Raw genomic sequence first — 12,573 nt, 5'->3', positions numbered from 1 at the left:
GGATCAGGCGTCCATCAGCTTGGCGGCGTCGAGGGTCTCGCCGCCCTTCTGCCAGTTGCACGGGCACAGCTCGTCGGTCTGCAGCGCGTCGAGGACCCGCAGGACCTCGTCGGGGTTACGGCCCACCGAGCCGGCGGTGACCATGACGAACTGGATCTCGTTGTTCGGGTCGATGATGAAGACCGCGCGGTCCGCGACACCGTCGGCGTTGAGCACGCCGGCGGCCGAGGACAGCTCGCGCTTGAGGTCGGACAACATCGGGAAGGGCAGGTCGGTCAGGTCCGGGTGGTCCTTGCGCCAGGCCAGGTGCACGAACTCGGAGTCCACGGATACGCCGAGCAGCTGCGCGTCGCGGTCCTGGAAGTCCTCGTTGAGGCGGCCGAACGCGGCGATCTCGGTCGGACACACGAAGGTGAAGTCCTTCGGCCAGAAGAACACCACGCGCCACTTGCCGTCGTAGGACTTGTTGGTGATCTGCTCGAAGGCCTTGTCCGCCTCCAGCGACACGACGCCGGTGAGGTCGTACTCGGGGAACTGGTTACCGACAGTAAGCACTGGATCTCCTCCGCGAAGGGGCCGGACGGGCAGGTTCACCCGCCCGGTCGGACGTACGGTGATCACGATGCCACGGCCAAATTGATAGATGAAATAAGCAATGCCTCAACCATTGATCGTGATCACCTATCAGTGCGCGTGCGGCGGGAAACGCCCAGCTCAACGCACACGCTCGCACGTTCGACCGCCGATCGGGGTCGCCGTGGGCGGCGGAGGAGGAGCATACGCGCCGATCCGTCGAACACCGAATCGGGACATTGGGATGATCTTGCGATCGGGCGGGCGAGGTCGGGCGGACCTGGGCGGGCCTGCGTCGTGTGCGCCGAGTGGGTGACCGGGTTGATTACACATGGTGACAGGGTGGCGGGGGTGAGGGCGCGGCGGCGAACCGGGCATCGCCGCGCCGGGATCGCTCGGCGCTGGTCCTACGGTCACCCGCACGGCCGTCCGTCTACGTGTCGGGGGTGAACGGCGGGTCGTCCCACTCGGCCACGGGTCCGGTGGGCAGGTCGCGTTCGAGGTCGGCGAGCAAGGCGAACCAGGCGGGGCCGGTGGGTGGTTGCACGGTGGCGAGGGTGCCGTTGGTGACCGCCCACAGTTCGGTGATCTCCCCTGGCGGGCGGCGGGCCGCATCGTCCTTGCCGACGTAACGCACCCGTCGATACAGGCGCGGGGGTGGGAGTCGGAGGACCACCAGGGCCGGCAGCCGACACGTGAACTCGACCCCGTTCTTGGCGCGCAGGTAGGCGCTTCGCCCGTTCACGGCGGTGAGGATGCCCTCGCGTCCGGTGTGGCCGTCCCGACACCACGCGTCCCGATAGCGCGCGACGAACGCGGCGGCCTTGGCGATCTCCTCGCCGGTCGACCATCCCGCGACCCGTTGCGTCGGGGTCATGGCATGCGTGGTCGTCGCCTCGCCCGTCCCGTCGGGGACGGCGGCCCGGAGCGGGCGGTCGAGGCGCACGAGCGCGGTCGAGGTGCCGAAGACCGTCCACACGACGGCTGCGGATGCGCCCATCGGCTCGGGAACGCCCCGACCAGGTGCGGGAATCGGCAACCGCATTCGCCGATCCGGCACCCGTTCGAGCCCCGAGCGACCGCCCAGGTCGCGCCGGCCAATACCTGCGAGATCATCTGTCATCGTTGACCCGTGTCCTCTCTGTTTGTGTTGGGCACGCCGGGGGTGGGGTCAGCTGTCCAGGTCGCCCCCACCCCCTCCGCCCGTCCCGTGATGTGGGGCGGGCGGCATAGGACCTCGGTGCGCGGGGGAGTGTCACGCGCGCAGCGAGGTGACTTTCAACGGCCGTGCGTGCCGGTGACCGTTGCGGATCGTGGGTGCGTCCGTGATGGGCGGCGCGCGATCGCGACGGCGAACCAGACGTCCTTCCCGGCCGCATGCACCACATGGCCGTTGGCGGAGGAGAGCGCCTCCACGAGCACCACCCCGCGCCCGCCCTCGGCGTCGAGGGCCGGTTCTGTGCAACGCTCGGGCGGACGGGGGCACTTGTCCCCAACGGCCACCAGAAGTCGATTCGCAGCCGCCAGCCGCCAGACCCGCACCCGAGTTGCCCCACCGGCATGCCGAACCGCATTGCTGTGCAACTCGGCCAGACACACGCGAACTTCGAACGCGGTATCGCAGTCGCCCCCGACGAATCCGACGACGTCGTCCACGAGCCCCCGCAGCGACTCGGCATCGATCCGCGTGGTCAGCCGGGCTATCAACTCGGCACCGGGCCCGGGTTCGGCGTCCTTGCCGAAAAGGATGGAGAACGGCTCCGAAAGTGCTGGATCCATGTGAATCGCTCCTGATGGGAGGCAGCAGGCTCCCTTTGCACACGGTGCATGAAATCGCACTATGTGTAGTTGCCCGTTCGTTGAGCATGCGGCATCAAGAACTCAATCCGCAAGTTGCGGATGGATCTTTGTGGTTCTCGATCGTGGCTGCTCGCGCCTAGGCTTCCTCCATGGCGGATGGGAGGTTCGGAGATGGCTGACACGCCACCGACCGTGAGGCGGCGACGTCTCGCCGGTGAGTTGAAGCGGTTGCGTGAAGCGGCGGGGCTGGATCAGGATGCGGTTGCCGCGGCGCTGGAGTGTGACGACTCCAAGATCAGCCGGATCGAGAATGCTCGCAGTGGAGTCCGGCCCATCGACCTTCGGAAGATGCTCGCTCTGTACGGCGTCGAGGACCAAGCCGCCGTTGAGGCGTATGTCCAGTTGGCCAAGGACAGCCGTCAGCGCGGCTGGTGGGTGCAGTTCCACGGCGCACTGTCCGCCCAGTTCAGCGCCTTTCTGGGGCTGGAAAGCGAGGCGACGAAGGTCTTCAGCTATGAAGTCACGTTTCTGCCGGGCTTGTTGCAGGTGCCGGAATACACGCGGGCGCTGATGATGGGGAACAGGGGTTCAAGCGACCCGAACCTCTTGGACGAGCGCGTGGCTGTGCGGCAGCGCAGGCAGCAACTACTCGAGCGATCGAACTTCGCGTTCTGGGTGGTTGTCGGGGAGGCGGCACTGCACCACGGCGTCGCGCCTCCGGCGGTGCGGAAGGCGCAACTCCTGGCTCTCGTCGAACATGCCGAGCGTCCCAACGTGGAGATTCAGGTGCTGCCTCTGGGGTCCGGCCTGTACAGCGCCATCGACAGCCCCTTCACGCTGCTGCATTTCGGCACAGGTGATCCGCCTGTCGTGTACGAAGACACGGCCACGGGTGCTGTTTTCGTCGAGGCCGAGGATGAAGTCGCGGTGTACGACCATGCTTTCCACCGACTCATGGCGGGCGCGTTGCCACCCGACGAGTCCGTTCAACTGATCCAGCGGATAGCAGAGGGACTGTGATGCTCGAAAATGTGACCGAAGACGTAGTCCGGGCCTGGCGCAAGAGCAGCTATAGCGGCACCGGTTCGAACAACTGCGTCGAGGCGGCGGCTATCGCAGGCCGTGCCGCGGTGCGCGACTCGAAATGGACCGACGGCCCAGTGGGCCTGTACTCGGCGAAGGCTTGGGCGGCACTCATCGACGTGATCAAGCACTAGATCCGCCGGCACCCAGCAGAGCCCCCGACGTCGTCGGGGGCTCTGGCGTGTTCGGCGCTCTTTCGGCTTTGGGTCGCGGTATGCCCGTGACGCCCAGGTCGAGGGCGTCCCTGTCGGTGACTTAGGGAACACAAATTGCGGATTGGAGCTTGCGGACGGCCGGACTCGGCGAGCATACTCACCATAAGTAGCTCCAAAGTCACGAAAGGTAGTTTCATGGGCGGCGACCCGCAGAAGGGCAACAAGGACAACGACAGCAACAGCGGGAACAAGCACGGAGGGAAGGGGCCGGGGGAGCACGGAAACCCCAGCGACGGCCAGAATCCGGCACCGGCACAACCGAAGCCCTGAGGGCGAGATGACGCAGGACGAGATCAGCCCCGAGGCCGGGCCGGGTGGACTGGCCTCCGGGCTCATCGCGAGCGGCGTACTGGCCGAAGAATGGGTGTCGGCCCTCCGAGTCGCGCCTCGACACCTCTTTGTGCCGGACGTGATCTGGCCGGGGAGCGGAAACGGCGTGCGGCAGGAGGGTCGCCTGGTTCGGCAGGACGATCCCGACGCGTGGTGGGCGAGCGTGCACAGCGACGTACCGATCACGACCCAATGGGACGACGGCACCTACGACGGACCCGGAACGGGCGTGCTCCCTTCGTCTTCGAGCAGCATGCCGACCATGGTGTTCACCATGCTGAACGCGCTGAGCGTCGAGGACGGCGATCGAGTCCTCGAAATCGGCACCGGGACCGGGTGGAACGCGGCGCTGCTCTCCGCCCGCGTCGGCGCCCGAAACGTCGTCACCATCGAAGTCGATCAGGACGTTGCGCACTCGGCCCGCAAGCGCCTCGCATCGGCAGGCTTCGAGCCGCGTTGTCTCGTAGGCGATGGTCGAGTGGGACGCGCAGACCTTGCCCCGTTCGATCGGGTGATCGCCACCGCGTCCGTGAGCCACATCCCGCCCGCCTGGACAGCACAGACACGACCCGGCGGAGTCGTCGTGACGCCATGGGGTCCGTTCTACGGTGGCGAAGGAATCGCCCGCCTCGTCGTCGGTCGAGACGGCTCCGCATCGGGCCACTTCGTCTCGTCCTCGGCCTTCATGCGGATGCGCCAGGAACGCAAGATCGAGCCCCCGCGCTCGCGCTACCTGACCGACCCGTGGCCCGCAGCCGCCGAACGCGCGGTGACCACCCTCTCGCCCGACGATGTCGGCGACTGGATCGCGATGTTCGCGATCGGCGTCCAGGTCCCAGGCGTCTTCCTGGACATCACCGGTGGCGGAACCAGTGGTGACGAGCCCTACCGCCTCTGGCTGTTCGACACCGACGTCACCAGTTGGGCAACCGCCGACCACATTCCCGGCGCCGGCAGCTTCGAAATCGCCCAATCCGGCCCACGCCGCCTGTGGACCGAACTCGAAACCGCCTGGCGGTGGTGGGACGACCAAGGCCGTCCCGACTTCCACCGCTTCGGCCTCACCGTCGACGCGACCGGCACCGAACAACTCTGGCTGGACGACCCGCGCAATCCCGTTCCCATCCGACACCACTGAGCCCCGGCGAACCCCGCCCTCGTCGAAACCCCCCATCCGCCCGGTGCGAGCGAGAGGCAACGTGGATTCGGTAGTCGCGCAGCTATGCCGTTGCCCTGCGTTCGGCTCTTGCCGCTGCCAGTCGCGAACGCGCTCGCTGCTGTGTTTACAGAGGCAGGGTCCCGTAAGGACGCGATTGCCCTACGGAGTTGGCCGATGAACGCAGGCCCTGGAAGGCAGCCGTGTGTCGACCTATCCGTGCACTCGGACCACGGTCACAGTGAGGATGCTGGTGCTCACCTGGTACTCGGCGATCACCGATCCGCACGTCACGATGCGCCGGTCCTTGTGGTAGGTCTGCGAACTCCCGCACCCGTATGGGTCGTTCGCAACACGGGCCATGCCGTTGTCCAGGTCCCGGCGCTGTGAGCTGCTGAGATCTCTAAGTGCCCTCTCGCACTCCGGACTGAAAGTCACCCTGTACGACATCCGGGTCCTCCCCCATGATGATGCGCGCTTCAGCCGCAAGGGCCAGGGCCTCCACCCGGTCGTGCTCGCGGCGGGTGGCCTCGTCGATTTCCGGCCGGGTGGTCCGCGCCCACTGGTTCATGACCAGGAGCATGTCCCGCGCGGGCGTGTGCTCGATCGCCTTGTCGAATTCCTCGCGGCGGTCCTCTGGCAGAGCCGCGCGGATTCCGGCGATCGTGGCAGGTGTTTCGATCAGCCGGCCATTTACCCGGGTGCGAAAGACGGTCTTGTCCTCTTCCGGCCCGTCCTGCGGTGCGCCCTGGTGTTCGTCGGTACTGTCGCCCATGTGGGCGTGCCTCCTTTGCTTCCGATCCCGTACTGTCAGTGTGCTCTCTGTCACGCATCGGGTTCAAGGCCGGGACTCGTGAACGCGCAACGGCGTGAAGCCGACCACAGGCTCCGACCGCGACCGCACCGCCCGACATGATCGCGGCACCACCCGTTTTTGGGCAGGCGACCGGACGCGTGCGAACCGAAGTACGACGAGTGAGGCTGCCCGTGGACTGGAAGCCCTATGCCGAACGGCTCGCGGTCGAGGTGACGCCGCCCACCTCCCGGTGGCGGCCCGCGCTCGCCGCCACCCCCCGGCACCTCTTCGTCCCCAAGTGGTGGGAGCGAGCGGGCGACGGCACCTGGAGGCTGCGCGACGGGCGTGCGGACGAAGGGGCGTGGCTGCGTGCGGCCTACTCGGATACGTCCTTGGTCACGCGGGTCGGCCCGAGGCACGCCGACGATACGGGCCCCGAGGACCGGCCGACCGGGGTGCCCACCTCGTCGAGCACCATGCCCGGCCTGGTCGTGCGGATGTTGCGCCACGGGTTGCTCTACGACGGGACCGACCTCGCGTTGATCGGCACGGGAACGGGAGCCGGTACCGCAGTTGCGGCGCACCGGCTCGGTGACAAGTACGTCACGGCCTTCGACGTCGACCCATACCTGACCGAGGTGGCCACGGCACGGCTTGCCGGGATCGGCTTGGCGCCCCACATAGGCACCTGCGACGCGACGGGGCCACTCCCGGGCGACTTCGATCGCATCGTGTCCATGGTCGCGTTGGGCAACCTTGCCGGCGTGCTTGCCGCACTGCGCCCCGGTGGTCGGCTCGTGACGACCCTCGCGCGGATGCAGGTGATCGTCACGGCCGACAAGGGTGCCGACGGCACAGCACGCGGGGTGGTCGAGTGGGACCGCGCCGGGTTCATGAGCACCCGCACCGGTACCGACTACGAGCCCGGGGCGGGCGCCGTGTTGGCGGCCGTACGCGACCGCGAGGGTGAGCAGGTGACCCAGGGCCGCTATCCGGTGCTCAACGTCGCGGAGGCGTGGGAACTGCGTTCCATGCTCGAACTCGCCGCACCGGGCGTCGAGGCCCACTACGAGGAGCGAGGCGAGCAGCGGACGGCGTGGCTCGTGCACGCGGACGGTTCATGGGCACGCGCCTCGGCGAACCGGATCGAGCCGCCCGCAGTCCATCAAGGTGGCCCGCGTCGATTGTGGGCGGAGCTGGAGCGCATCAGACACCGGCTGAACGCTGAGGGAGGCCTACCGATTTACGGCAGCCGTGTGCACATCACCCCCGACGGCGTATGCCACTTCACGCGCGGCAAGTGGTCCGCCACGTACGGCTGACGCGCAAGGACAACCTGTCCGCGCGAATCCAGAGCCTGAGACTTCACCGGAATCGTCCTGATCAGCGAACCCGAGGAACTGTCCCTGGCAACTCCCGGTCGGGTCGGCCTCACGGGGTGATGTCCATGTGTTCGGCGGGGGCGAAGTCGCGTGTGTTGTTGCGGCGGTAGGTGCCGGGGGCGGTGCCGTATTCGCGTTCGAAGGTCTTGGCGAAGGCGAACTCGGAGATGCCGCCGACGTCGCGGGCGATGGTCGACAGCGGCGCGTCGTGGGTGCGCAGCGTGCCGGACGTTCGCCCGACCGGGAGAACAGGCCGTGTCAGCCGCTCACCTGGATCAGGGCATGTGTGCCGCTGGTGCGCCACCCCTGCCCGCTCGCGTCCAAGGCGGTCGACGTGGCGGTGTCGAGGCCGACCACCACGTCCGACTTGAGGGTGCGCAGGGCGGCCGTGGGGCCGGGGAAGTGGGCGACCCGCTCGGCGAACGGCGTGCCGGGGGGCCAACGTCGGTCGCCCACCAGGCGGCGGTAGTTGAGGTCGCCCTTGAGGACGGTGACGGTGGCCTTCGAAAGGTCCCGGCGCAGGTCGTCGGGCATCGCGTCATAGGGGAGAGGCGCGCAGAAGAACGCGTGGGCGCCCACCGCGAGCCGACCGGTGCCCAGCGCCGACCACACGCGGGCGCCGATGTCGCGGGCGCGGCCGGGTGCGCTCCGCAGGCGGTCCAGCGCGGCCAGGAAGTCGGCCGTGGTGGCGTCGGAGACGAAGTACGGATACGGCTTGAGGTGGAGCACGGCCTTGGCGGCCCGCCCCGTGTGCAACAGGTGGTCGAGCAGCACCAGGTCCGGAATCAACTCTCGGCCGGCGTTGTCCGCGATCAGGTGCACCTCGGCCGCGCCGCCGACCGGGAGCAGAGACCACAATCGGCCGCTGTCGTCGGCGACCAGGTGCGACGAGGCGGGGTCGTCGGCCGAGGAGGAGATGCGAAAGCCCAGGTCGGCCCGGTTCCCCCACAACGCGCCGTGCAGGAGCGCGTCGCCCGACTCCGCGCCGAGACCGTCGAGCGCGGCCAACTCCTCGTCCACCACCGCACCGCGCAACTCGTCGCGCTTGAACGGCGCGAAGGGGTCGACCCCGTGCCACGGACCGTCCTCGAAGTAGCCCGTCGCCGCGAGCAACCGGCGATAGAAGTAGCTCTCCGCCCACAGAAACGGCACGTCGAACCACGAGCGGCCCAGGTGGGCGGCATCCCACACACCACCGTCGTGCGCTTCGGGCCCGAGCGGCGTGATCACCCCTTCGGTGATCTCGTCGAGCAGCGCGTCCAGCTTCCGCCCGCGCTCGGGCGGCCACGGGAACGCCTCCCGCACCCGTGCGATCAGCGCCGGATGCCGCTCCGCGAGCACCGACCGCGCGAACGACCCCGGCTCGCCGCCCGTGATCACCGGTGCCGAAGCAGACGTCACGACACGATGTCCTTGCGCCCGAAGTGCCGGAAGGCCAGGGCCAGGAAGACCACCGCGTACGCGACCGAGACCGCGCTGCCCTTGATCATGCCGTCCCATTGCGGGTCGGTCTGGAGCACGTCGACCCACGCGAACTGCCAGTGCGTGGGCAGGTAGTCCCGCCACGAGCCGAGCGCCGTCACCGCGTCCACGATGTTGGAGACCACCACCAGGCCGACCGCGCCGCCCACCGCGCCCAGCGGCGCGTCGGTGACCGTGGACAACCAGAACGCGATGCCCATCACCACCAGTTGCGCCACCACGCCGTACACGACCACGACCGACATTCGCCCGAGCGCCTCGCCGGTGGGCAGCGAGGCCCCCACCGGCAGGTCCAACGGGCCCCAGCCGAACGCGATCGTGCCCGCGATCATCGCCATCAGCGGCAGCAGCACCAGGGCCAGCACGCTGTAGCCCAGCGCGACCACCAGCTTGACCCGCAGCAGCCGCGCGCGCGGTACCGGCGCCGCCAGCAGATACCGCAGCGAGGACCAACTCGCCTCACTGGCAACGGTGTCGCCGCAGAACAGGGCCACCGCCACGACCAGCAGGAAGCCGGTCGAGACGAACAGCGTGAACGCGGTGAAGTTGAGCGCGCTCTTGGTCGCCACGTCCACCAGCGTGGGCACCGCGTCCGCCGACGGATCGCCGCCGATCTTGAACGCGGCGACCAGGATCCACGGCAACGCGAGCAGCAGCCCGATCATGAACAACGTGCGCCGGCGCCGGAATTGACGCACGGTCTCCACCCACACGGGCAGCGTGTGCCGAGGTCGGTAACCGTGCGCGTGCGCCGCGCCCGGGATCGGGTGCGCGCCCTCGTCAATCGGCAGTTCGGGGAGCGTACGGGTCATCAGGACTCCCCAATGAGCGTCAGGAACGCGTCTTCCAGGCGGCGGCGCGCGGTCACCCGGTCCACCGCGACGCCCGCGCCGACCAGTTCGGCCACCAGGACGGAGGTCTGCGCGCCCGCGAGATGCACGAGCACACCGCCCTCCTCGGGCTCCACCGAGCCGACGCCCGGCAGATCCTTGAGCGTCGCGATCGCCAGGTCCGGAACGGGGGTCCCGATCACCAGCGTGTTGCCGTTGCCGACGATCTCCTCGACCGGACCGGCGGCGATCAGCCGGCCCCGGTGCATCACCACGACGTGCGTACAGGTCTGTTCGACCTCGGCCAGCAGGTGGCTGGAGACCACCACGGTGCGGCCGGTGGCCGCGTAGCCGATCAGCACGTCGCGCATCGCCCGGATCTGCGGCGGGTCGAGCCCGTTGGTGGGTTCGTCCAGCACGAGCAGGTCCGGCAGGCCGAGCATCGCCTGCGCGATGGCCAGCCGTTGCCGCATGCCCTGCGAGTAGGTGCGCACGTTGCGATCCAGCGCCTCGCCCAGGCCGGCGATCTCCAGCGCCTCGTCGAAGTGCGCGTCGGCGTGCGGGCGGCCGGTGGCGCGCCAGTACAGCGACAGGTTCTCCCGCCCGGACAGATGCGGCAGGAAGCCGGGACCCTCGACGAACGAGCCGAGCCGGGACAACACCGGCGCCCCGGGGCCGACCACCCGACCGAAGATCCTTATCTCGCCGTCGTCCGGGAGGATCAGCCCCATCAGCATCCGCAGCGTCGTGGTCTTGCCCGCGCCGTTGGGGCCGAGCAGGCCGAGCACCTGGCCCGCCTCCACCCGGAAGGACAGGTCGTCGACGGCGAGCTTGCCGCCCTTGTACCGCTTGGTCAGCCCGTGGATCCGCAGCGGCACCTCGGCCAACGCCGGGTCCGGGGCCCTGGTGACGGCCCGCCGCCGCCCGGTGAGCAACAGGACACCCGCGACGAGTACCGCGATCAGCGGCAGGCCCCACGTCCACCACGGGTAGCCGGTCGAGGCCACGTGCAGTTGCGGCACCGACGGCACGGTCAGCGGACCGGCGAGCGCGACCCGGTAGCTCGCGGGCGCGTCCGGCGACGCGAAGCCCAGGTCGGTCGCGGTGAGCACCAGGCGCAACCGGTGCCCCGAGTCGACCTGGTGGTCGATCGCGGGCAGCCGGATCTCCACGTCCCGCCCGGCCGCGGCGCCGGTCACCCGGATCGGCGCCGCGAGCTGGTGCGGCAGCACGGTGCCGCCGCTCGGCGCGACGTCGTAGAGCTTGGCGAACAACACGATGTCGTCGGCGCCCGAGACCCGCACGCGTGCCGTCGGCGAGCCGGTGATCCAGGTGCTCTGGTCGAAGCGATCGCTCTGGAAGAACGCGCTCTGCCCGGGGAGGTCGAACGCGATCCCGCCCAGGTCGCCCGCGCTCGACGCGAGTGCGCCCAGGCTGCCGGCGCCGGCCAGCGCCCCGAGCCCGGGCAGCCCGGACACCGAGGTCGGCGCACCCCCCGGCGGATTGGCCACGGTCTGCTCCGGCCCGGCCAGCGCGACCGCGCGCTGCCGGGTGCCGTCGAGGCCGGGATAGCGGTCGGTGTCGGCGATCCGCAGCCGCTGCTCACGGGTGGCGCTGTCCACGCCGCCCGAGCGGGTCACCCGAAACGGCCCGGCGGCGGTCGGCGTACCGGCCTTCGGCGCGGCCTGCGCCGGCTTCAGCCACCGGTCGAACCAACCGGTGACCCGATCGCGCACCATCGCGCTCTGCGGTCGCCCGCCGTCGTGCCCGCCGGCCGTCCACACCATCTCCACCGGCGCGCCGTTGCGCGCGATCGCGGCGGCGTTGCGGTCGGCCTGGTCGAGCGGGAAAAGCGAGTCGTTCTGGCCCTGGATCAGCAGCGTGGGCACCGCGATCCGGTCGGCCACGGACGCCGGACTGGCCCGGCGGAGCAGGTCGACGGCCGGCGGCGTGGACCTCCCGCCGACGGCCACCTCGCGGTAGATCGCGCACACCTGCTCGGCGAACCGACCGCAGCCGGTGTTCGCGTCTATCGGGATCAGGCCGCCCAGCGGGCTGGTCCCGGACGAGAAGAACAGACCGGCCCACATCTTCTTGAACACCCCGTCGGCAGGCCCGCCGCCCGCCGCGTTCGGCAACAGCGCGTCGGCGAGGTCGTGCCAGGTGATCTGCGGCGCGATCGCGTCCACCCGCGGGTCGTGGGCCGCGGCCAGCAGCGCGAGCGCGCCGCCGTAGGAGGCGCCCGCGATGCCCACGCGCGGGTCGCCCGGTCCGTCCAGGCGCACCTCGGGCCGGGCGGCCAGCCAGTCGATCAGCGCCCGTGCGTCGGCCACCTCGTAGTCCGGCTGGTCCAGCATGATCTGCCCGGCCGAGGCGCCGAAGCCGCGTGCCGAGTAGGTCAGCACCACGTACCCCGAACGGGCCAACGCCTCCGCGTCCCGGCGCAACTCGGCCTTGCTGCCGCCGAATCCGTGCGCGAGCAGCACGGCGGGCGCGCGCTCGCGCACTCCCGGCGGCAGGAACAACGTCGTATCGATGCCGATCCTGGCCGGATCGCCCGGCCCGGCGGCGACGTCCAGGCGCTGCTCGCTGCTGTGCACCGGTGTCGCCGGGTCGTCGCCGGCGACGGCGCCGACGCCCACGACCGCGATGATCACCACCACCAGGGCGAGGACACCGGCCAGGACACGGGATCGACGCGTGGTCAACCGCGAACGGGCGACGGCGAAGGGGCGGCCGAGTGCCGTCCGGAGGCTCATGCGCCGACCCTACGTGGTGCGACCTCGCAGGTCGGGCACAAGGCCCCCGCTCGTCGAACGGCCCCGACCCGGTGTGCCACACCCCGCCTCCGGGTTCACACGACCGGACGCGTGCGGCGGCTGTGGCCGGGCGCCCGCCGAAGGACGTCCGTACAGTCGATCGAGGA

Annotated in this window: 13 protein-coding genes; 4 read left to right on the top strand and 9 right to left on the bottom strand. The window is 69.8% G+C overall.

Translation table 11 applies throughout. From position 1 onward, the window contains the following. Window positions 1–3: 3 nt before the first annotated feature. The 3 genes from OG948_RS15200 to OG948_RS15190 form a co-directional block, all read right to left on the bottom strand. A complete protein-coding gene (locus OG948_RS15200) occupies window positions 4–555 on the bottom strand; it encodes a peroxiredoxin (RefSeq protein WP_078976832.1) in 552 nt (183 codons plus the stop codon). A gap of 451 nt (window positions 556–1,006) precedes the next feature. Then, the gene (locus tag OG948_RS15195; protein WP_406297003.1) at window positions 1,007–1,573 is read right to left on the bottom strand and encodes a hypothetical protein; all 567 of its coding nucleotides are present in this window, start codon (window positions 1,571–1,573) and stop codon (window positions 1,007–1,009) included. Between the two features lie 278 nt (window positions 1,574–1,851). Beyond that, window positions 1,852–2,280 carry an ATP-binding protein gene (locus OG948_RS15190; protein ID WP_406297002.1) on the bottom strand — a complete coding sequence of 143 codons (429 nt, stop codon included), beginning with the start codon at window positions 2,278–2,280 and terminating at the stop codon, window positions 1,852–1,854. Between the two features lie 264 nt (window positions 2,281–2,544). Here OG948_RS15190 and OG948_RS15185 point away from each other — a divergent pair, with 264 nt between their 5' ends. From OG948_RS15185 to OG948_RS15175, 3 genes are all read left to right on the top strand, one after another. Then, complete coding sequence (locus OG948_RS15185; protein ID WP_406297000.1) at window positions 2,545–3,393, top strand: helix-turn-helix domain-containing protein; 849 nt, start codon at window positions 2,545–2,547, stop codon at window positions 3,391–3,393. A gap of 11 nt (window positions 3,394–3,404) precedes the next feature. After that, window positions 3,405–3,590 carry a DUF397 domain-containing protein gene (locus OG948_RS15180; protein WP_406296998.1) on the top strand — a complete coding sequence of 62 codons (186 nt, stop codon included), beginning with the start codon at window positions 3,405–3,407 and terminating at the stop codon, window positions 3,588–3,590. 358 nt (window positions 3,591–3,948) lie between these two features. Beyond that, window positions 3,949–5,139 (top strand): methyltransferase domain-containing protein, encoded by a 1,191-nt coding sequence (locus OG948_RS15175; RefSeq protein ID WP_406296997.1) that lies wholly within the window; start codon window positions 3,949–3,951, stop codon window positions 5,137–5,139. A gap of 231 nt (window positions 5,140–5,370) precedes the next feature. On the opposite strand, the gene OG948_RS15170 is transcribed toward OG948_RS15175, so the two are convergent. Together OG948_RS15170 and OG948_RS15165 are read right to left on the bottom strand one after the other, a co-directional pair. After that, entirely contained in the window at window positions 5,371–5,520 is a 150-nt protein-coding gene (locus OG948_RS15170) for a hypothetical protein (protein WP_406296995.1), read from the bottom strand. A 40-nt stretch (window positions 5,521–5,560) separates the two neighbouring features. After that, on the bottom strand, window positions 5,561–5,932 hold the full coding sequence (locus tag OG948_RS15165) for a hypothetical protein (RefSeq protein WP_406296993.1): 372 nt from the start codon (window positions 5,930–5,932) through the stop codon (window positions 5,561–5,563). Window positions 5,933–6,132: 200 nt separating this feature from the next. Between OG948_RS15165 and OG948_RS15160 the strand changes: the two genes are divergently transcribed. Beyond that, window positions 6,133–7,275 carry a protein-L-isoaspartate(D-aspartate) O-methyltransferase gene (locus tag OG948_RS15160; RefSeq protein WP_406296991.1) on the top strand — a complete coding sequence of 381 codons (1,143 nt, stop codon included), beginning with the start codon at window positions 6,133–6,135 and terminating at the stop codon, window positions 7,273–7,275. A 109-nt stretch (window positions 7,276–7,384) separates the two neighbouring features. Here the strand turns inward: OG948_RS15160 and OG948_RS15155 are convergent, their stop codons facing one another. The 4 genes from OG948_RS15155 to OG948_RS15140 are packed head-to-tail and all read right to left on the bottom strand — an operon-like array spanning window position 7,385 to window position 12,406. Next, complete coding sequence (locus OG948_RS15155; RefSeq protein ID WP_406296990.1) at window positions 7,385–7,639, bottom strand: hypothetical protein; 255 nt, start codon at window positions 7,637–7,639, stop codon at window positions 7,385–7,387. Then, window positions 7,594–8,736, bottom strand: a complete 1,143-nt coding sequence (locus OG948_RS15150) for a damage-control phosphatase ARMT1 family protein (protein ID WP_406296988.1) — start codon at window positions 8,734–8,736, stop codon at window positions 7,594–7,596. Before OG948_RS15150 ends, OG948_RS15155 begins: the two co-directional genes overlap by 46 nt. Beyond that, a complete protein-coding gene (locus tag OG948_RS15145; RefSeq protein WP_406296987.1) occupies window positions 8,733–9,629 on the bottom strand; it encodes an ABC transporter permease in 897 nt (298 codons plus the stop codon). Before OG948_RS15145 ends, OG948_RS15150 begins: the two co-directional genes overlap by 4 nt. Next, window positions 9,629–12,406 (bottom strand): alpha/beta fold hydrolase, encoded by a 2,778-nt coding sequence (locus OG948_RS15140; RefSeq protein WP_406296985.1) that lies wholly within the window; start codon window positions 12,404–12,406, stop codon window positions 9,629–9,631. The genes OG948_RS15145 and OG948_RS15140 overlap by 1 nt, the downstream gene beginning before the upstream one ends. Between the last annotated feature and the right edge of the window lie 167 nt (window positions 12,407–12,573).

The sequence above is a fragment of the Embleya sp. NBC_00888 genome, from assembly GCF_045207655.1.
GTDB lineage: Bacteria > Actinomycetota > Actinomycetes > Streptomycetales > Streptomycetaceae > Embleya.
The sequence above is the reverse complement of the archived record's forward strand: the minus strand, read 5'-3'. Positions and strand labels throughout refer to the sequence as shown.